The following is a 16,860-nucleotide window of genomic DNA, read 5'->3' on the forward strand; positions in this document are numbered from 1 at the left end:
TCGAGGTCCGGCTCGATCAGCCCCAGCGGCCCGTTTCCATCCAGACCAGCATCCGCCTGAGCGGCAGCACCCAGATCCACGCAATCCCGGCGACGAGATAATAGACCGCCTGCAATAGCGGGTGCCATCCGCCGACCACCGCGGACAGGCTTGCGGCGAGCACGCACCAGATTGTCACGGCAGCCAGGATGACGAACATCCCGACCGGTTTGCGCCAGCTGGGGGTCATGGTTTGAAACTCATCGGCAAGGGGATCCACGCGGTTTCGGTGATGACGGCGTGGAGCGGCATGTCCCACGCATCGGTCGGCAGGGTTTCGACCTGCTGGACGCTCCACGCAACCCCGATCCGCTTGGCGTCGGGAAACTGCGCGAAGGCGCGATCGTAATAACCTGCGCCCTGGCCCAGCCGATCGAGCTTGGCGTCGAACGCGAGCAAGGGGGTGAGGATGATGTCGGGCGCGAGGACTTGCGACTCACCGTGCGGCTGACGGAGACCCAGGGGGCCGCGATGGAGCGTCTCGTCGTCGTTCCAGCGCAGGAAGCGCATCGGCTGGTCTCGGCTGGTGACATGGGGCAGGGCGATCGCGCACCCCGCCGCTCGCGCCGCCTGGACGAGCGTGGCGGGGTCTGCCTCGCTGCCGATCGGGACATAGGCGCTGACGGTGAAGCCGGGCTCCAGCAGGGCGCGGAATGGCGCTGGCGCGGCGATGTCGCGGGTGCCGCTGGCGACGAAAGCGTCGCGGGCGGCGCGGATGTGAGCGCGCAGCGCGGGTTTGTCGGTTGGGGGCATGGAGGGTTCGGTCATACGCGCCGCAATACGCCCAAGCGGCGCCGCGCGCACTGCCGCTTTACCGTCACCCGGCGAGGTAGGGTGCGTACCGCTCGCCGAGCGCGCCCGAGATGGCGCGGCGGGGCATGAAAGCGAAACGGAGGCGGGGTGGCGGGACCGCCGTGGCCGTGTGCCGGGTTATCCTCTGACGCACGGTACGTCAGGTGGGGATCATGTGCGTCGGGCCAGGGCCCGGGCAGGGACAACCCCCTTGGATGAAGAATAGCCTCAGGGATAATAAAGGCTCGTACCGGGCAGTGCCCGCCATGGATGGATATAGGCGCTTCCGCCTTATTGCTCAAGGCGGTCCGCGAGCAATTCGAGCTGCTCCGCGACCAGCCCCAACAGGACCACGTCGCTACTGATCACGGGCGCGACCGCGGGGCGGCGATTCGCTTCGTCGAGCGCGTCGGCGAGCATCAGCGCGATGAACAGCATGGTGCGTTCGCCGCTCAACCCGGCGGAGGCGCGCTCGGCCATTTCATATTTGTCCGCCAGCATCGCGCCAAGGCGGCGGAGATGGTCTTCCTGTCCGTCCGGACAAGCGACGGTGTGGCGGCGCGTGCCGATCGTGAGCGTGATCTCGGCCATCAGGCGTCTCCCCCCTCGTCGACGTTGGTATCTGGATCTGTCTCGGCCTCGTCCGCGCTGGCGGCGTCCGCCGCCGCCAGGACCGTATCGAGCGTGGCGACCGTTTGGGTCATCCGGTCGCGCAGCGCATGATGTCGCTGCTCCATCCTGCTCAATGCGTCGGCGCGTTTCTGCGTCGCGATCTCGATCCGCGTAAGCGCGTCCTCGATCCGATCGACCATGATCTTCTGCGCGTCTTCGGGCGAAAGCGCAGCCGACGCCGTCGGCGCTGCCGAGGGCGCAGGGGGGGAAGCGGTACGATCGGACGCGACTGCTGGGGGTGCCTGGGTGGCGGTGGGGTCTGCCATCGTCGCGAGATAGCATGGCTCCGCCGCGCTACAAGGCGCATTTGTGACGGGATTGCGTCATGCCGGGCGGTTGACGCGCCCGCCCGCGCCCCGCAAAGACGCGCACGTCCCATAGGAGTCGGCGCAGCGGACATGCCGCGCCGCGCATAAGCTTGAGGAGCGCATTACGATGACGGTCAAGGTAGCGATCAACGGTTTCGGGCGTATCGGTCGCCTTGTCGCACGCGCCATTCTCGAGCGTGCCGACAGCGGGCTCGAGCTCGTCACGATCAACGATCTCGCCGACGCCAAGTCGAACGCGTGGCTGTTCAGCCGCGATTCGGTCCATGGCCGCTATCCGGGTGAGGTCTCGGCCGAGGGCAACGACCTGGTCGTCGACGGCAAGCGCATCCGCGTCACCGCCGAGCGGGACCCCGCCAACCTACCGCATGCCGAGCAAGGCATCGACATCGTGCTCGAATGCACGGGCTTCTTCACCGATCGCGAGAGCTGCCAGAAGCATCTCGACGCCGGCGCCAAGAAGGTGCTGATCTCGGCGCCGGGCAAGGGCGTCGACCTGACGGTCGTCTACGGCGTCAACCACGACAAGCTCGAAGCCGGGCACACGATCGTCTCGAACGCATCGTGCACGACCAACTGCCTCGCGCCGGTCGCCAAGGTTCTGAACGACGCGATCGGTATCGAGCGCGGCTTGATGACGACGGTCCATGCCTATACCAACGACCAGAAGATCCTCGACCAGATCCACCCCGATCTGCGGCGCGCGCGTGCCGCCGCGATGTCGATGATCCCGACCACCACCGGTGCCGCGCGTGCGGTCGGTGAAGTTTTGCCCGAACTCAAGGGCAAGCTCGACGGATCGGCGATCCGCGTGCCGGTTCCCGATGGCAGCCTGATCGACCTGACCTTCATGCCTTCGCGCGAGACGACCAAGGAAGAGGTCAACGCGATCCTCAAGGCCGCGTCCGAAAGCGGTCCGCTCAAGGGCGTGCTGGTGTTCTCGGACGAGCCGCTCGTTTCGATCGACATCGTCCATACGCCCGCCTCGTCGACGATCGACAGCCTGGAGACCGCGGTGATGGACGGCAAGCTCGTCCGCGTCGTCAGCTGGTACGACAATGAGTGGGGCTTCTCGAACCGCATGGTCGACACCGCGGGGGCGATGGGCAAGTTCCTCTGATGGGAACGCTGGCGGGGATCGCTCGCCACGGCCGGCCCAAGGGACCGATGGAGACCATCGACCACGTCGAAGTGACGTTGGACGGTGGTCTCCACGGCGACTTTCGCGGAACGGTCAAGCCCGGCGGGAAGGGGCGGCGTCAGGTGACGTTGCTCGAACGCAGCGACTGGGACGCCGCGATGGCCGAGGTCGGGCACAGCCTGCCGTGGCAGGAACGGCGCGCCAATCTGCTGGTCGACGGGCTCGACCTGCCGCAGGTTCCCGGTGCGCGCTTGCGCATTGGTGACACGGTCGAACTGATGATCACGCGCGAGACCGATCCGTGCGAGCGGATGGAAGCACTCGCACCCGGTTTGCGCGCGGCGATGATGATCGACTGGCGCGGCGGCGTATGCTCGCGCGTCCTGGTCGGCGGGACGATCCGCGTCGGCGATCCGATTATACTTATCGAGGAGTGACGACATGACACGGGCCTTCAAGACGCTGGACGATATCGGCGATGTTCGGGGCAAGCGCGTGCTGGTGCGCGAGGATCTCAACGTGCCGATGCAGGACGGCGCGGTCAGCGACGACACGCGGCTGCGCTCCACGCTGCCGACCGTTACCGAACTGGCGGACAAGGGCGCGATCGTCCTGATCCTTGCGCATTTCGGGCGACCCAAGGGCAATCCTTCCGCCGAGCTGTCGCTCAAGCAGCTGGTCGAGCCTTATGCCAATGTGCTCGGGCGGCCGGTTACCTATGTCGACTGGGAAGGCGATGCGGCGGCGGTTGCAGCACTCGCGCCGGGTGATGTCGCGATCCTCGAGAATACGCGTTTCTTCAGTGGCGAAGAGAAGAACGATCCGGCGACGGTCGATCGGTTCGCATCGCTTGGCGATCTGTACGTCAACGACGCTTTCTCCGCCGCACACCGCGCGCACGCATCGACCGAGGGTCTGGCGCACAAGCTGCCCGCGTTTGCTGGGCGCGCGATGGAAGCGGAACTCGACGCACTCGACAAGGCGCTCGGCAATCCCGAGCATCCGGTTGCGGCGGTCGTCGGCGGAGCGAAGGTTTCGACCAAGCTCGACGTGCTCAAGCATCTCGTGACCAAGGTCGATCACCTCATCATCGGCGGCGGGATGGCCAACACCTTCCTCGCGGCGCGCGGCGTCAACGTCGGCAAGTCGCTGTGCGAGCATGAGCTGACCGGTACGGCGGACGAGATCTTCGCGGCGGCGGACAGCGCCAACTGCACGATCCATCTGCCGTATGACGTGGTTGTCGCGAAGGAATTCCGCGCCAACCCGCCGATCCGGACGGTCAACGTGCACGAGGTCGCGGCGGACGAGATGATCCTCGACGTCGGTCCGGCGGCGACAGAAGCGCTGGCTGATGTTTTGAAGAACTGCCGGACGCTGGTGTGGAACGGCCCGCTCGGCGCGTTCGAGACGCCGCCGTTCGATACCGCGACGGTTGCGCTGGCGAAGACTGCGGCGGCGTTGACCAAGAGCGGGTCGCTCGTCTCGGTGGCCGGGGGCGGGGATACCGTTGCCGCGCTCAACCAGGCGGGTGTGGCGGACGACTTCACCTTCGTCTCGACTGCGGGCGGTGCGTTTCTGGAATGGATGGAAGGCAAGGACCTTCCCGGCGTCGCGGCGCTCGCGCGCGGCTAAGCTTTCGGACTATTTGAACGATTTCTGTTCTCCCGCGAAAGCGGGAGTCCAGGAGTCTCGAGAACTGTAAGCCGTTGTTCGGCTTGGCTCTGGGTTCCTGCTTTCGCAGGAACACAAGAACGTCAGGCGGGCTTCAGCCTCGCCTGGATCTCCTGAATTCGCGCTGCCTGCTTTTGCAACGCCGCCTGCGCCTTCTGCCGCAAGGTCGCGATCGCGGGATAGTCGGGCTTGCCCGCCGCTGCGCGCGTCAGCGCCAACTCGTCCAGATCGGTAATCGCGGACGACGTCGTCGCGCGCAGCCCGTCGAGCTGCCCCAGCGCGGTTTGGGCGGCGATCCAGCGGTCGCTGCCGACCGCATCCCCCTGCGCGGCCTTGGCGTTGCGGTCGGCGTCGTCGGCGGCGGCATCGAACGTCTTGGCGGCGGTGTCGATCGCCTTCTCCAGATCGACCAGCGTCGCATCGGTCGCGGGTTCGGTTTCGACGATCATGACCGGCGCGACCGGCTCGGCGTCGCTGCGCGATTCGATCGCTCGGGGCAGAAGCGAGGGGAATTCGGCGGACCGCGGTGTGGTGCACCCGCCCGTCACAAGGAGGAACGCCACGACGAGGCGGCTGGGATTTGCACGGTAGGTCATCTGCATTCGCTCTATGCCGATGGCTCCGCCCGCGCAACGTTCGAGGATCGGCACAAAAAATTGCCGCAACGCGGAAAAGGTCTTGCGCCCCCCGAACGGCCCGGCTAACAGCGCGTCTCCAGGCACCCATAGCTCAGCTGGATAGAGCATCAGACTACGAATCTGAGGGTCGGGCGTTCGAATCGCTCTGGGTGCACCATCTATTTCCCTTGATCTGGCAAGGGCTTAGCGGCCTCCACTCCTAACGGAATGGGGGCCGTTTTTGTTTGGCGGAAACGCAGATACCCACGCGGCACCCACGCTCTCAGAATGGGACGGGTTCCTAGCGTGGTCCTAAAAGCCGGCGGCAAATTCGTCCGGTTTTGGCTTCCCGCCGTTCACCGGCACCCAAATTTCATCCTGCCATATCCGGCGCGCCTGTCGGACCGGCATCATGGCGAGCGCGGGATTGCCTGCCGCCATTTCGGGAAAGCCGCCGAACCGCACGCCGGGTTTTGATCCCGCTGCCGTCCTGCTGCCCTTCGACGCATAGAGCTTGCGCAAGTAGCCCCGGCGGACCTGTATTAGATCCGCCTCACCATACTCGCGCATCCAACGCTTGATCGTGCCGATGCCCGCGCAATAGTGATACTCGATTGTCTTATGCCCGAGCAGCACGAACATCTCCGGGAAGTCGGCTGGCATCGAGCGTTTCTGGGGCGTGCAGTGAAGCATGCCGCCGGGTGTTCATGAAACCTGTGAGGCGCTTTACGGCGGCCAGACCAGCGGAAGGCTTACCGATGCTAGCAAACTGTAGCGCCCATTTCCTCTAACCAACTTGACCAACTGTCGTCGCGCAGCCGTCGGTGCATCGATCCGTAACCCGCATCTACGTCCATGCTCAACATCTGGATAGCTGGGAGGGGCGCTTTGTTATTGTGTTTGTGATTTACTGGCAGGCTATAATAGGTTCGCCACTCCTGCATTGTCTGGCGCGTGATATTGCACAGCATCGCCATCGCCACATCATTAAGGCCAATCAAGTGAAACGCGATCCTCCGCTCGCGCTCTTCTTTCGGAAGGGGGCTGAGCCGCTTTTGTAGCGGCGGCAAACCGGCGTTCGTCCGCCATCGCCATATGGACTTGCGATCCTTGCCGAGCTCTCGCGCGATCTGGCGATCTGATTTGCCGGCATCGTAAAGCTCTTGTCGGTTGTCCCGTGGCCGCGTTGCCATGTCGCTTCTCCGAAGGTTCGCCAAAACTATGGTGTTTGCAATGCTGTCCGACCGCGTGTGCGTAGTCGGACAGCATACTTACGCATCGCCTATGGTGCCCGGTAGCCAAGCGGATCGGCGATGAACTCTTCGATATCGCTCTCGTACCAGTAGACGGCACGCACGCTCAGCTTCTTGCATCGCGGGAACGTGCCTTCGTCCATGCGTCGATAGACGGTCGAGCTTGCCAGACTGGTCCGGCGTCGGACTTCCGGGAACCGCAGCAGGCAATCCCGCCTGCGGTCCTTATCTGCTGCGGCGGTCATGCTCATTGCTCCGCTGGTGGCTTATTGCTGCGGTCAGATAGTGCCACGATTGCATCGCGAGACAAGCGGATCCATTCCCACAGGCGCGAGGTTTTTGCCCCGTATCGCCGATCGATCGCGCGCCACCCGCCGGCGACGTAGGTTTCCGCGAAGTCCGCGGGCACCGCTGCGCGCTCAATTACGTGACAGGTCATTGCCCGTTCTCCCGCGCCACAGGATTAAGGATTGCGTCCATTCGTCCGCACAGCTCGTCTAACGTGTCGCCTACGCCGCGGATCGCGTCGGTGATATCCGCAGGCAGATCGTCGTGCATGCCTATGATGCGCGCGATCGCCGCTGTGTGGTCGAAGCGGCTGTTCAGGGTCTCCAGCGCCGCCCGCTCAGCTGTCTTCATACCGTTGTGATCAGACAATCGTCGGACGTCTGCCAAAAGCTTCGACACAAGATTATCGCTCGGGATACTTTGCCCCAAGTCGCACGCGATCTCGAACGCGGTCGCAAATTCGCTCCAGTCAGCGACAGGCGCTTCGTCGACCGCATTTACCGCCGCAATGAACTGGTCATGCTCGCGATCAAAGGTGGCTTTGTCCTCTCGTTCCAGATTTTGGGGCAAGCCTTCAAACCGCTCAACCGCGGTGCGATACTGTCCCTCAGCGATACGAAAGGGGGATACGGTTGATGCTGGCGAGGTTTGATTAAATGGCGCACTTAGGGGTGCGCCCGTGTTAGGGGCGTGAGTAGCCATGATCGTTGTCCTAGAACGGTTGCGGTTAGAAGCGGCGTGAGGGTCCTAAGCCTTGCGCCGCTTCGCCTTTTCTAATATCGTTAATGCATGAGTAACGCAATAGACGATATTGAAAAATCACCCCGTGGCCGTCCGCGGACAGGCGCGACGCCGGTTATGGTTCGTCTGGATCCCGAGCAACTTCGTCGCCTTGACGACTGGATTGAAGAAGACGGGGGGCGGTTCTCGCGTCCTGAAGCGATCCGCCGATTGCTAGAACATGCATGGGGTCGGACAGCCGCGTCCTACGGTATCAAGACGCTTCCGCCGGTGTTGCGCGAGCTTCCAGATTAGAGGACAGTTTGCGTGTGAACCGATAATAGCCAGCGCCTTAACAGGCCAAGTATTTCAGTGAAACATGTCGATATAGAGCCGGACGTCTGCCAGGTTTTCGTTGCGTTCTTCTTTAAATTCAACGTCTGCCTTGCGAAGCGCGGTAGCCAGAATCTTTGAGACGGTTTTGTGCTCATCAGAGGAAGCTTGCGCAAGCGTCAAACCCTTGTTCATCACTCGCGACCCAAAAAGAACCGTGTCCGGCTCAACAGACCATCCTCCGAGAGAAAGGGCCTCTTTAAAATCGTGAGCGTAGATCGCAGACTCCGGAGAGCTTCCTACGTATATAATGTTTAGCAGATCATTAGGTAGCGCATTGCCTGCAACATGGCGGCCAATGCAAGCTTTTTGGTCTTGCGTTAGAGACCTCTGCTTTGGCTGCAGTTCCAATACCTGCCGTTCAAGCTCAGCAATTCGCTCACCTGCTTCTTTCGGCGTAGCTCCTTGAAGCTTCCGCTTATAATCAGCAATCTCATCGTCTCGGAGCTTCAACCTCGCTTCTAGATTTTCAATCTGATGCTTCAGGCCTTCGATTTGGCGCTTACTGAACTCCTTAAGGACGATCCAGATCAGACCCGACATCAAACCAGCCACTATCGCGAACGCCCAGGGGGCTCCCGCGATCACAGACCAATTATCCCGAAGTGTCCGGACCATCTCCCTCATATTGCCTTCATACAAAGCGACTACGGGTTTGTAAGCCACGCAATCAGCTGGTCTTGCAGTCTTAAAATTGCCGGATTGCCAGTCGCGTCCGCCACCGGCCTCCTTTATGCTCAGCGCAGAGGATGGAGAGCCGACATGACAAAGCGTACGAGCAAAAAAGAAGACTTAGCCCTTATTCGAGCGACGCTCCAAAAGGATATGTCTGGCGGCGCTACGGCGGATCAAGCGTTTGCGAAAGTTTGGGAAAAACATCCGGATGCCGTAAAGCGCGTAACAAAGCGCAAGCCCGATGCTTAACGGCCCCAGCGGAAAGAAGCGCCCGCCGAAGAGTCGGGCTGCTAGCAAAATCGAGAAGATTACCATTGGCGACAGGTCATCGTCTAAGCTCGAGGAAATGGGCGCAACGGTTTGGTGCGCGTGCGTTGCGGCTCAGGCGCAGTAACCAAACGTTCTCCGGCGTCGATCGCGGTTGCTGCTGCGGGCGCGGTTGCACATCCAGCTATCCCACCATCAACGACCCACAGGCAATCCAGGAACAAATAAAAACTTCCGGATAGGCTGCTGTTTTAAAATGATTATTCTCAAGCGCTGCATCAATTTAAGCGAACGAAACATATAAAAATTCTACGCGTAGGATGGAATGTAACGAGCATTCCGGTTGCCTTGATCGGGGTCGAGAGGCTTAATGCGCCCCTCGTTGATGGCGTCGCGAATGACGTTTGAAACCTGGGAAATCTGGGTTGTTGGAAGCCCAAATCGTGACCGAAGCGATGCATTGCTGAGTTCTTCGTTGCGTTCGTGCAGCAACTGAGCGTGCTGAAAGCAAGCGCGGATCCGCTCAGCGGATGTCATGTCAGCGAATTTCTTCGGCATGAATACGGTTACGATTGTTGATCCCTCCACTTGGGAAAACAACGGGGGCGGTAAGATTGCGCGCTCAATCTCGCGTATCGCTCGGTCGACGCCGCTGCCTCGCAACTCGCAGAGGCCGGCTTGGTGCATCAAAGTCGCGAGCTGCTCGTTGCGGGACCGGGAAGGGGTGTCAATGAACCGGTCAGGGTCCACCAATGGGCGACCTGGGTTGATAAAACGGACCCGATCCTTGTATATCTCGACCAGTGGGCGCGAACCCCGGCTTGTCAAATCCTGATGCACCAGCGTGTTGGCAAGAAATTCTCGTATTGCTAATTCGGGAATAGCGTACACCTTCGTTCGCACACCATGCAGCATCTGTTCAGCGCTGGGAATTTTCCCCATTATAAATGAAAGCATCGCTTTAAAGGACGTTATGTATCCCCGCTGTCCTTCAGTATCATCGGACGACTCGAGCTTATCAGTCCCTTTGTAGACCGTTACACGAAGGCCCTTAAATTTGGAAAGGGGGAAGTCGTTTAAGTTCTCAGCAGCGCCAAGTCCAAGTAACGCAAAGACGGTGTATCCGCCCTGCATATTAGATTCGATCAATCCGCGCGACTCGAGATTATCAAGCATTAGCGCCTGAGACTTTCCCTCATGGCCAAACAGGGCTAGAAGTTTCTTTATGGCGAAATTGTTAAATATTTCGTCAGGTGTTGCGTGCGCGATAATGACAGACTTTTCGAACGAGTAGCTTGACGTAATCTGCCACAATGACCGTGCTCGTTCGGGATAGTTCTTCAGCGATTGTAGAGCTGAATCAACTCGAACCGTTTCTTTCCCTTGGAAAGCTACCGGTTGGATGTACCCAGGCTCGATGCACAGCATCTCGACATGCTTGCCTGAAACATCGAAGGCGACATGGTGAACATTGATATGAGGCGTAAGATACTTATTTAGCCAAAGCATGAACGGTTCTGCACCAACGGTAGCCGCGGCCAAGTCGACCGTTGTCCCGACGATCTCGTGATCGCCGTCGCGGACACCCCAAACCATGAACGCAGAGTCCTTGTTTTCGAGCATTGCGGCATTGGCGAGCCCGGAGACGTAGCTGCCGACTGTCGCCGCTTCGAACTTATTTTCCTTAAATTCCAGCCAGCCTGTTTCTCGCGGCAGTTCGCACAGCGACGCTAGAAGGCGCGGTGCGTCGTGTACCTCAAAGCCCATAGCAGCCCCCAGCGGTCACAGTTTCCTTACAAGACAGAGAAGCGGTCCTTTAAGCTGCAGAGTCGGAAACGCAGAGCTGCAAGAACGCAAAGTGGTTGATTCGTGGCGAGTGTCAACCGAGCGCTCATCCTGTCCCGGCGTCGCTTGGCGCTCACTCGGGCGGCGGCGGCGGACGAGTGAGCGTCAAACTCCCTTGTACCCTCGCTATTGCAACGAGCCACCGATCAACTGGTCAAGCCGAACAGCGATCTGTTTCCATCGGTCGACGCCGGCTTGGTCACCATCGGTCGCGAGTGTGCCAATACGCTCGGCTACATGGACGTGCGCGCGCTCGCCGTGGGCGCGGTATGCGGCCAGGGCTTCAGCCCAGCGCTCAATGTCCGGCGTCATCGGCATTCCCCCATATGATAGCGGCGCCAGTACCGATCCCACCGCACCGCTGCGCCCGCCGCTAGTATCGCGCAGGATAGTGATCGCCCGTCTTGTAGAGTGCAGCGAGCAACGACGCGCGAATAACTCTTGCCCATGGGTTGGCAGACCATTGTCTGGTGGAAGATTAGGCGCTCGACGACGACGCGGCTGCGCTCCGCGTCGACGTTCGAGCAAGTAGAATTAGCGCGGCGCTTCCGACATGGCGCCGTATCTTCGAAGTCCGGCGCTTGGATGCCCGCGACTCGTATCTTCACACCGTTCGCGCACCAAAGCGGACCATCTCCGTCGTGAACGCGTGTAACGGTGCAAGAGAAGGCAGGCGGGGTGTCAGCGGCGTTCGAAAGCATAATGCCCTCTGACACCCCGTTCCATCGTCGTCATTACCGAAGCCAACGGCAGTTTATTTTCCGGTAGTGGCAGCAGCCTTGATGATCGGGGCAGTGGGAAGCGCGGCGGGAACGACCATCGGTGCTGGCGCCTGGGCGAACGCCAACGGAACGTCCTCGGCAATGAACCCCTTTACCTGCGCGCCGGAGGCAACGCTTGCGCTTGTGCCTGTGGTGAAGAACCCGACGACCGGTACAAAGGCGATCGCGGCAACAACCCCCGCAGTGCCGGTGACGCCCTTGTCGTCGAACGTTCCGGACAACCTGATCTGGCGACCATTGACCCGGACATACAAGATGCTCGCCGTCAGGTGACCTGACTTCCCCCACATTCCCTTATTGCGAACCTCGGTGACTTCGCCAGTCGCAGGACTGCCGGCAGGGATTACGATCTGATTGTTCACAGACACGGCTTCGGCGACTTCCATCTGGAAGTGATAGCCAACGCGTAAGGCCTTGCCCTTCGTGCTCAACGGCTCCGATAGCTTAAGTTGAATTTCTGTCCCGGTGCGAAGCATATTGTCAGGCGCGACGCCTACCTGCATTGCCGGCGCGTTGACTGGCGTTGGAGCGACCTGGGCACCGCAAGGCGAGCAGGCGAAAACCATTGCGCTCGAAAGCGCGTATACAAACCTATTCATTGCATCCCCCCGGTGTAAATCGGCTTTCCCAAACCGATGGGGCATCGTGATGGATTACGGCAGCAAGTCAACGGGGAACGCTGTATCGCGGCACTCGCGGTAGGCGTGGCGCCGTCGTTATTGATCAAGGGGTAATTGGTTTCCCGAGCGGGTCGTCCCAACGCCGCAAAATCTCCTTCTCGACCCGATCGGCAGTCACAGTCGTCAGCTCAGCAAACCCTCCGACCGCGTAGTGGCCGTCCTCGTACGGCTCGGCGCGCTCAGCCTCGAGGAGCGTCAGCCCGTCTCGACGCACGTCAAAGTCTGCGGGATCCGCTTGGTTGACCGGGCGACCGAAGATCACGGTCTGCTGCTGTGGTCCAAGGGCGCCATACTGCTCCACTCGAATCAACGTATATGGAGTGTACACCGGACCGAAGATTTGCGTGCAGCTGTGGATCGCCCACAGTTGTGGTTCGTCTGCGGCGGCGTCCCATAGCGCGACCAAGAGATACAGTGGCGGCGTTGGCACACCATCACGCACGCCGACGGCTACGTTTGCTGTTGCCATTCGCTGGACGATTCCGGGCAAGGCGGACAAGATCTCGCGCTGCGTCGAGCCTGCGGCAGCTACACCCGCCTCGAGATCGTGGATCATCGCGTATCCAGACCAGGCAATCGCCATGTTTTGCCCAGGCAACTCGACAACCTTGCTGCCGATCTGACGGACGTTATGGTCAGCGTCGAAGCTGGCCCCGTCAGTGAGCAGGAACGCGCCGTGAGGCTGCACGAGACCAATCAACGCCGTCATGCAACTTTCCAGTAGTAATACGACCGCGGTGCTCCGTAGCCAGACATTCGGACAGGCGTCGGAGACTTTATGGCAGTCTCTGTGCCTTCAGGACGCGGTGGGCCGGGAGTGAAGAGATTTGTGAGGCCAGACGCGGCGAGCGACAGGCCAATCGATATGCCTGTAACCGTCCCGATGCCAGGAACGAATTGCAGGCCGATCGCGGCGCCTATCTCGAGAATTCCCACAAGGGTTTTCGACATGCTGCACTCCCTATTGTGATGGTGCCGACGCGCCCGCACCTCGCCCGGAAGAACAACGAGAGGCTAGCGCGTCGACCGTTGGGTGAACGACTCCCAACGTCTGAGAAACGAACCGACCAGTATCAGAGGCGGGAAGGGCGCAAGGGGTCGGTTCGTAAAGCATGGTTGGGACTGAAGCGCACAGGCCCGGCCTAAACTACCTCCATCAGTGCAGATGGACACCGAACCAAATATCAGGAACAAGCTGGCGCGGGGTAAATTTACAGCGGTGTTCCTGATCCAATGTCTCGAGGCTATCGGTTCATCGTCCGTGCAACTCTTGGATTGCTGAGCTGCCTACTGGCACAGCATGAGGCCTTGGCAGAAAAGCCCGCTACCGATCAAAATCAGGCCGCTAAGAGTTCGTCATCGAGTACGATAGGGAGGCTGCCAGGCACAAAGAAATACCAGCCCCGTTGTGATAGCCCCCAAGAACGTGACGAATCTGAACTCTGTGCTCAATGGGCGAGCGTGGCGGCTGCCCGTAACGCCAATGCGATCGGGATAGAGGCCAACAACGCCGCTCGGGATGCAAATGCCGTCAGTACAAGCACCCTCTTTTGGACCAGGGCTGGCTTTGCCGCCATCATTGCCACTTTGTTCGCCACTGCTTGGGCAGCTTGGGCGGCCGCCGAGGCCGCTAGAGCCGCTAAAAAGAGCCTCGATCTCTTTCAGCAGGCCGAGAAAGGTTACCTCGTCCCGGTAGTCGACTTGTTAAGTAGAGGAACGTCTGCTCAAGTGTCTTTGGTGAACAGAGGCAGAACACCAGTGATGATCTATCATGCGGACTTGGGTTTGCTCGCGAAAGCGCCCGTTAAGGCCGCACCGATCGAGGCTTTCTTCACACTAGGAAAATTTAAGAAAGACGTGCTCATCGCCGGTGAAGAGCGTTATGAATTTGGTGAATTGGAACTGAGAAGCGATACTAAGATCGTTTACCTTGTCGGAGGGGCGATATACCGCGATTTCTTTGGCCGTAGCCACGTGGCTCGTATCTCGGTTTGCATAGATCTCGCCACTGGAAGAACGTCCGTGCACCATGCTACTAATTTTGACGAGTGGGACAGGATGGCCGGACACACGAACGGCAAAAAACGCGGCTGGTGGCGGCGCAGTTAGAATTTTGGCGACACTCACCCGCACCTTTTGCTTGAAGGGCTGTGTCGAATTTTTGCAAATGGTGACGATTTCGCCTCGCGCCAACAGCACCGCAAAGGAATAGACGCGCTTTAAACCTTGATGATATCTGCTGCGGACTACCAACCGTAACGCGACAGAAGCGGGTGGTTGTGGTGACCAAATCCACCACCTGACAACGGCGGCATAGGGGCATCTCCGACCAATGCCGCCATATCGTACTCATACGGTTGGTCGACCATCAGCTCTGTCAGCGCCCATACCAACGCGTCGGCGCGATCGGGTGAGCCTTTCCCGATGTATCCCGCCGCGGTGAAGCTCGACATCTGGTCTTCTAGATCCGCCAAGCTGCCAACGTGACTGACCTTCCCCTGTTCGTAGAGCGCTGCCACCGGCTCCGCACGCGCGACCTTGCCGCGCGATGCCGTCACCTCCTTGTAAGGCGCGTTCTTGTCCGCGGTTCGAATGACCGCCTCGACCATCGCGCCACCGAAGTTGCGCTCAGCGACGATGCGATCCGCCTTGAAGGTCGCCACCGCTTCGATTGCACGACGAGCCCAGCCGTCAGGCGGCAACTGGCACGTCAGATCGGCGAGGACATAGCCACGGCCATCCTTGCCCCTGCCAGCAACCACCATGCCGATGTCGTCGCCTTTGCCGTCGCCCTTTGTCCCGCTCGGGTCGACCGCGACCACGATCCGCTCGAGGTCAACGGGCGCACCGTTGAAGATTGGTCGACAAGGATCATCGCCAGCGCTTGCCCGGCATCCGTCAAGCATCTCGAGTGTCCACAGAGCGCCAGGCGTGTCGAGCAACAGTTCTGCGTGCAATTCCTGCCGACCGAGGCGCGTGCCTTCATAGCGATCGCGCAGCCCCGCCAGCGCGGACGCGGAAAGATTGGCCGAATTGTCGAACGTGGATCCTCGGGTGATGATCGTTCCGGCGCGCTTGACCAGCGCCTTGACCAGCGGCGTTGCCTTTGGCGTGGTTGTGATGATCGCCTGCGGGTTCTCGCCCAAGCGAAGCCCGAACAGGACTTGATCCCACGTCTCGGGCCTTCCCCAGGCGGCGATCTCATCACACCAGGCGCGATGGTGCTGGGGACCGCGCAGACGCTCGGGTTCTTCCGCGCCGAACAGCTTGAACCGAGTGCCGTTCGTCAGGATCAACTCGCCAAGCGAGCGATTCCAAGTCTGGATGCAGATTTCGGGAATGACGGAAAGCAGGCCGCTTTCGCCCTCGACGCAGGTATCGCGCGCATCCGCGATCGTCGGCGCGACCACCGCTATGCGGGACTTGGCGAAGCGCTGGCCGTACCACCCGACATCTTCGGCGCCGACGCGAGTCTTTCCCCAGCCGCGGCCCGCCAATAGCAGCCAGGTCGTCCAGTCGCCCTCAGGTGCTACCTGATCCGGCCTCGCTTTCGTCAACCACTCGGTACGTGCTGCCAGCGCCGCTTGCGACTGTGGCGGCAGCGCGGTCCATGAATTCTGCAAGGCGTCCAAAGGGATTGCTGGCATCGACGTTCACCTGAATATTGGTTTGAGAATCGACCTTGGCCGGACGCTCGGCGAACGCGTTGGAAAGCTTGCCGAGATACCAGCGCTCGGCGTCGAAGGCTAAGCGACCTAGTTGAGGGTCGGTGGCGGCTTTCGCGGCTTCCACCGCGCGCTCTGCCCGATCGAAGAAACCAGCCTCGCGCGCTTCATAGATGCGTTCGGCCAGTTCTTGATCTCGCCCCTCCCATCGCCGCACCGTCTCACGGTCGGGGATGCCGTCGGTCTTGCAGATCGCGTTGAGGCTCTCGCCTTCACCAAGCCTGCGAAGGATCTCAGGGATTGCGTCGGTCATCGCGTCCGACATGGGTTTGGTTGTCCCCGCGTCCGAACGGGGACGGCGGGCCGGGGGCTTAGCCATCGCTGGCGGCGGGCCGCTCGGAGCGTGCCAATGTCAAGCCTGGCCACCGCCAGCCACCCGTGCCGTCCGCGTCCCAAGCCATATGGCCGGAAGTTGGCATGCCGACTTTCATGTCCCCGATGCGGTGCAACGTGCAGGTGCCACCGACATAGAAGTTCGTTGGAACGCCGCGACCGATTGCCTCAGCGGACTCGGTGATAGAATTGAGCCGGCAAAGCTCGTCGTTTTCGGCAATGCGTTTGGCCAGCGACGTCAGCGCGAATACGATCCTAGGGTATTCCTCCGCGATTTCGGAGGCCAGAGCGTCACGTTCCGCAATTGCTGCGATGCGGGCTGCGTCGCGAGCGGCGGACCGTTCCTCGCCTTCGAGCTCCGATACGCGGGCGCTGAGCGCCGATACCGAGGCTTCCATCCGATCTGCGTCGAACCGGCGATCCTCCGCTTCCCGGCGAAGCGTGCGGGCTTCGGTCGACGTGGCGAGCGGGCTCAGGCTGGCGACATCGGCGGCATCGGCCTGCTTCGTCAGATCGGTCAGCAGACGTTCTGCATCCTCGAGCACGGCAGCGGCGGCGGCAGACGTGCAAGCGCTGGTGAGGGCTGCAACGATCTGTTCGTCGAGGGGAATGGGCTTGGACATGGTGCGGTTTCTCCG

At 60.9% G+C, this 16,860-nt stretch carries 23 protein-coding genes and 1 tRNA gene; 7 read left to right on the forward strand and 17 right to left on the reverse strand.

Annotated features, from left to right (window positions below):
* Positions 1–16: 16 nt before the first annotated feature.
* The 4 genes from QBJ92_RS02880 to QBJ92_RS02895 form a co-directional block, all read right to left on the reverse strand.
* Positions 17–229, reverse strand: coding sequence for a DUF2842 domain-containing protein (locus tag QBJ92_RS02880; RefSeq protein WP_277968181.1), 213 nt, complete (start codon positions 227–229; stop codon positions 17–19).
* Complete coding sequence (locus QBJ92_RS02885; protein ID WP_277968182.1) at positions 226–807, reverse strand: 5-formyltetrahydrofolate cyclo-ligase; 582 nt, start codon at positions 805–807, stop codon at positions 226–228. Before QBJ92_RS02885 ends, QBJ92_RS02880 begins: the two co-directional genes overlap by 4 nt.
* 315 nt (positions 808–1,122) lie before the next feature.
* Positions 1,123–1,422 (reverse strand): cell division protein ZapA, encoded by a 300-nt coding sequence (locus tag QBJ92_RS02890; protein ID WP_277968183.1) that lies wholly within the window; start codon positions 1,420–1,422, stop codon positions 1,123–1,125.
* The gene (locus QBJ92_RS02895) at positions 1,422–1,769 is read right to left on the reverse strand and encodes a hypothetical protein (RefSeq protein ID WP_277968184.1); all 348 of its coding nucleotides are present in this window, start codon (positions 1,767–1,769) and stop codon (positions 1,422–1,424) included. The genes QBJ92_RS02890 and QBJ92_RS02895 overlap by 1 nt, the downstream gene beginning before the upstream one ends.
* Positions 1,770–1,938: 169 nt before the next feature.
* Between QBJ92_RS02895 and gap the strand changes: the two genes are divergently transcribed.
* Genes gap through QBJ92_RS02910 form a run of 3 tightly spaced genes read left to right on the forward strand, consistent with a single transcriptional unit; the run spans position 1,939 to position 4,605 of the window.
* Positions 1,939–2,949: a type I glyceraldehyde-3-phosphate dehydrogenase gene (gene gap, locus QBJ92_RS02900; protein ID WP_277968185.1), complete on the forward strand. Its 1,011-nt coding sequence runs from the start codon at positions 1,939–1,941 to the stop codon at positions 2,947–2,949.
* Entirely contained in the window at positions 2,949–3,407 is a 459-nt protein-coding gene (locus QBJ92_RS02905) for an MOSC domain-containing protein (protein ID WP_431358356.1), read from the forward strand. Before gap ends, QBJ92_RS02905 begins: the two co-directional genes overlap by 1 nt.
* Positions 3,408–3,411: 4 nt before the next feature.
* On the forward strand, positions 3,412–4,605 hold the full coding sequence (locus tag QBJ92_RS02910) for a phosphoglycerate kinase (protein WP_277968187.1): 1,194 nt from the start codon (positions 3,412–3,414) through the stop codon (positions 4,603–4,605).
* Positions 4,606–4,727: 122 nt separating this feature from the next.
* On the opposite strand, the gene QBJ92_RS02915 is transcribed toward QBJ92_RS02910, so the two are convergent.
* Positions 4,728–5,240 carry a hypothetical protein gene (locus QBJ92_RS02915; protein WP_277968188.1) on the reverse strand — a complete coding sequence of 171 codons (513 nt, stop codon included), beginning with the start codon at positions 5,238–5,240 and terminating at the stop codon, positions 4,728–4,730.
* A 122-nt stretch (positions 5,241–5,362) separates the two neighbouring features.
* Between QBJ92_RS02915 and QBJ92_RS02920 the strand changes: the two genes are divergently transcribed.
* Positions 5,363–5,439: transfer RNA gene (locus QBJ92_RS02920), tRNA-Arg, on the forward strand.
* 134 nt (positions 5,440–5,573) lie between these two features.
* Here the strand turns inward: QBJ92_RS02920 and QBJ92_RS02925 are convergent.
* The 5 genes from QBJ92_RS02925 to QBJ92_RS02945 all read right to left on the reverse strand — a co-directional run bounded on the left by QBJ92_RS02925 (position 5,574) and on the right by QBJ92_RS02945 (position 8,458).
* Positions 5,574–5,924, reverse strand: a complete 351-nt coding sequence (locus QBJ92_RS02925; RefSeq protein WP_277968189.1) for a hypothetical protein — start codon at positions 5,922–5,924, stop codon at positions 5,574–5,576.
* Positions 5,925–6,022: 98 nt separating this feature from the next.
* A complete protein-coding gene (locus tag QBJ92_RS02930; RefSeq protein WP_277968190.1) occupies positions 6,023–6,454 on the reverse strand; it encodes a helix-turn-helix domain-containing protein in 432 nt (143 codons plus the stop codon).
* Positions 6,455–6,543: 89 nt separating this feature from the next.
* Entirely contained in the window at positions 6,544–6,759 is a 216-nt protein-coding gene (locus QBJ92_RS02935) for a helix-turn-helix transcriptional regulator (protein WP_277968191.1), read from the reverse strand.
* Positions 6,760–6,949: 190 nt separating this feature from the next.
* Positions 6,950–7,504 carry a hypothetical protein gene (locus tag QBJ92_RS02940; protein ID WP_277968192.1) on the reverse strand — a complete coding sequence of 185 codons (555 nt, stop codon included), beginning with the start codon at positions 7,502–7,504 and terminating at the stop codon, positions 6,950–6,952.
* A 387-nt stretch (positions 7,505–7,891) separates the two neighbouring features.
* Positions 7,892–8,458: a hypothetical protein gene (locus tag QBJ92_RS02945; RefSeq protein ID WP_277968193.1), complete on the reverse strand. Its 567-nt coding sequence runs from the start codon at positions 8,456–8,458 to the stop codon at positions 7,892–7,894.
* A 219-nt stretch (positions 8,459–8,677) separates the two neighbouring features.
* Here QBJ92_RS02945 and QBJ92_RS02950 point away from each other — a divergent pair, with 219 nt between their 5' ends.
* On the forward strand, positions 8,678–8,839 hold the full coding sequence (locus tag QBJ92_RS02950) for a hypothetical protein (RefSeq protein ID WP_277968194.1): 162 nt from the start codon (positions 8,678–8,680) through the stop codon (positions 8,837–8,839).
* Positions 8,840–9,166: 327 nt separating this feature from the next.
* Here the strand turns inward: QBJ92_RS02950 and QBJ92_RS02955 are convergent, their stop codons facing one another.
* The 4 genes from QBJ92_RS02955 to QBJ92_RS02970 form a co-directional block, all read right to left on the reverse strand.
* The gene (locus QBJ92_RS02955; protein WP_277968195.1) at positions 9,167–10,624 is read right to left on the reverse strand and encodes an ATP-binding protein; all 1,458 of its coding nucleotides are present in this window, start codon (positions 10,622–10,624) and stop codon (positions 9,167–9,169) included.
* A 204-nt stretch (positions 10,625–10,828) separates the two neighbouring features.
* Positions 10,829–11,014 (reverse strand): DUF6961 family protein, encoded by a 186-nt coding sequence (locus tag QBJ92_RS02960; protein WP_277968196.1) that lies wholly within the window; start codon positions 11,012–11,014, stop codon positions 10,829–10,831.
* Between the two features lie 442 nt (positions 11,015–11,456).
* Positions 11,457–11,987, reverse strand: coding sequence for a hypothetical protein (locus QBJ92_RS02965; RefSeq protein WP_277968197.1), 531 nt, complete (start codon positions 11,985–11,987; stop codon positions 11,457–11,459).
* Between the two features lie 220 nt (positions 11,988–12,207).
* The gene (locus QBJ92_RS02970) at positions 12,208–12,873 is read right to left on the reverse strand and encodes a hypothetical protein (RefSeq protein ID WP_277968198.1); all 666 of its coding nucleotides are present in this window, start codon (positions 12,871–12,873) and stop codon (positions 12,208–12,210) included.
* 456 nt (positions 12,874–13,329) lie between these two features.
* Here QBJ92_RS02970 and QBJ92_RS20620 point away from each other — a divergent pair, with 456 nt between their 5' ends.
* Together QBJ92_RS20620 and QBJ92_RS02975 are read left to right on the forward strand one after the other, a co-directional pair.
* Positions 13,330–13,446 carry a DUF6471 domain-containing protein gene (locus tag QBJ92_RS20620; RefSeq protein WP_431358357.1) on the forward strand — a complete coding sequence of 39 codons (117 nt, stop codon included), beginning with the start codon at positions 13,330–13,332 and terminating at the stop codon, positions 13,444–13,446.
* 179 nt (positions 13,447–13,625) lie between these two features.
* On the forward strand, positions 13,626–14,273 hold the full coding sequence (locus tag QBJ92_RS02975) for a hypothetical protein (protein WP_277968199.1): 648 nt from the start codon (positions 13,626–13,628) through the stop codon (positions 14,271–14,273).
* Between the two features lie 137 nt (positions 14,274–14,410).
* Here QBJ92_RS02975 and QBJ92_RS02980 read toward each other — a convergent pair whose 3' ends face one another.
* From QBJ92_RS02980 to QBJ92_RS02990, 3 genes are read right to left on the reverse strand one after another with little or no spacing between them, the layout of a single operon-like run.
* Complete coding sequence (locus QBJ92_RS02980) at positions 14,411–15,721, reverse strand: DNA-packaging protein (RefSeq protein WP_277968200.1); 1,311 nt, start codon at positions 15,719–15,721, stop codon at positions 14,411–14,413.
* The gene (locus QBJ92_RS02985) at positions 15,687–16,154 is read right to left on the reverse strand and encodes a hypothetical protein (protein WP_277968201.1); all 468 of its coding nucleotides are present in this window, start codon (positions 16,152–16,154) and stop codon (positions 15,687–15,689) included. The genes QBJ92_RS02980 and QBJ92_RS02985 overlap by 35 nt, the downstream gene beginning before the upstream one ends.
* 46 nt (positions 16,155–16,200) lie before the next feature.
* Entirely contained in the window at positions 16,201–16,845 is a 645-nt protein-coding gene (locus QBJ92_RS02990) for a hypothetical protein (protein WP_277968202.1), read from the reverse strand.
* Positions 16,846–16,860 lie beyond the last annotated feature (15 nt).

It is taken from the genome of Sphingomonas echinoides, from assembly GCF_029623395.1.
Lineage (GTDB): Bacteria > Pseudomonadota > Alphaproteobacteria > Sphingomonadales > Sphingomonadaceae > Sphingomonas > Sphingomonas echinoides_A.

Excerpts from the sequence above, each read along its gene's own strand:
- QBJ92_RS02880 (WP_277968181.1), bottom strand. The coding sequence starts at position 229 with ATGACCCCCAGCTGGCGCAAACCGGTCGGGATGTTCGTCATCCTGGCT.
- QBJ92_RS02885 (WP_277968182.1), bottom strand. The coding sequence starts at position 807 with ATGACCGAACCCTCCATGCCCCCAACCGACAAACCCGCGCTGCGCGCT.
- QBJ92_RS02890 (WP_277968183.1), bottom strand. The coding sequence starts at position 1,422 with ATGGCCGAGATCACGCTCACGATCGGCACGCGCCGCCACACCGTCGCT.
- QBJ92_RS02895 (WP_277968184.1), bottom strand. The coding sequence starts at position 1,769 with ATGGCAGACCCCACCGCCACCCAGGCACCCCCAGCAGTCGCGTCCGAT.
- gap (WP_277968185.1), top strand. The coding sequence starts at position 1,939 with ATGACGGTCAAGGTAGCGATCAACGGTTTCGGGCGTATCGGTCGCCTT.
- QBJ92_RS02905 (WP_431358356.1), top strand. The coding sequence starts at position 2,949 with ATGGGAACGCTGGCGGGGATCGCTCGCCACGGCCGGCCCAAGGGACCG.
- QBJ92_RS02910 (WP_277968187.1), top strand. The coding sequence starts at position 3,412 with ATGACACGGGCCTTCAAGACGCTGGACGATATCGGCGATGTTCGGGGC.
- QBJ92_RS02915 (WP_277968188.1), bottom strand. The coding sequence starts at position 5,240 with ATGACCTACCGTGCAAATCCCAGCCGCCTCGTCGTGGCGTTCCTCCTT.
- QBJ92_RS02925 (WP_277968189.1), bottom strand. The coding sequence starts at position 5,924 with ATGCCAGCCGACTTCCCGGAGATGTTCGTGCTGCTCGGGCATAAGACA.
- QBJ92_RS02930 (WP_277968190.1), bottom strand. The coding sequence starts at position 6,454 with ATGGCAACGCGGCCACGGGACAACCGACAAGAGCTTTACGATGCCGGC.
- QBJ92_RS02935 (WP_277968191.1), bottom strand. The coding sequence starts at position 6,759 with ATGACCGCCGCAGCAGATAAGGACCGCAGGCGGGATTGCCTGCTGCGG.
- QBJ92_RS02940 (WP_277968192.1), bottom strand. The coding sequence starts at position 7,504 with ATGGCTACTCACGCCCCTAACACGGGCGCACCCCTAAGTGCGCCATTT.
- QBJ92_RS02945 (WP_277968193.1), bottom strand. The coding sequence starts at position 8,458 with ATGTCGGGTCTGATCTGGATCGTCCTTAAGGAGTTCAGTAAGCGCCAA.
- QBJ92_RS02950 (WP_277968194.1), top strand. The coding sequence starts at position 8,678 with ATGACAAAGCGTACGAGCAAAAAAGAAGACTTAGCCCTTATTCGAGCG.
- QBJ92_RS02955 (WP_277968195.1), bottom strand. The coding sequence starts at position 10,624 with ATGGGCTTTGAGGTACACGACGCACCGCGCCTTCTAGCGTCGCTGTGC.
- QBJ92_RS02960 (WP_277968196.1), bottom strand. The coding sequence starts at position 11,014 with ATGACGCCGGACATTGAGCGCTGGGCTGAAGCCCTGGCCGCATACCGC.
- QBJ92_RS02965 (WP_277968197.1), bottom strand. The coding sequence starts at position 11,987 with ATGCAGGTAGGCGTCGCGCCTGACAATATGCTTCGCACCGGGACAGAA.
- QBJ92_RS02970 (WP_277968198.1), bottom strand. The coding sequence starts at position 12,873 with ATGACGGCGTTGATTGGTCTCGTGCAGCCTCACGGCGCGTTCCTGCTC.
- QBJ92_RS20620 (WP_431358357.1), top strand. The coding sequence starts at position 13,330 with ATGGACACCGAACCAAATATCAGGAACAAGCTGGCGCGGGGTAAATTT.
- QBJ92_RS02985 (WP_277968201.1), bottom strand. The coding sequence starts at position 16,154 with ATGTCGGACGCGATGACCGACGCAATCCCTGAGATCCTTCGCAGGCTT.
- QBJ92_RS02990 (WP_277968202.1), bottom strand. The coding sequence starts at position 16,845 with ATGTCCAAGCCCATTCCCCTCGACGAACAGATCGTTGCAGCCCTCACC.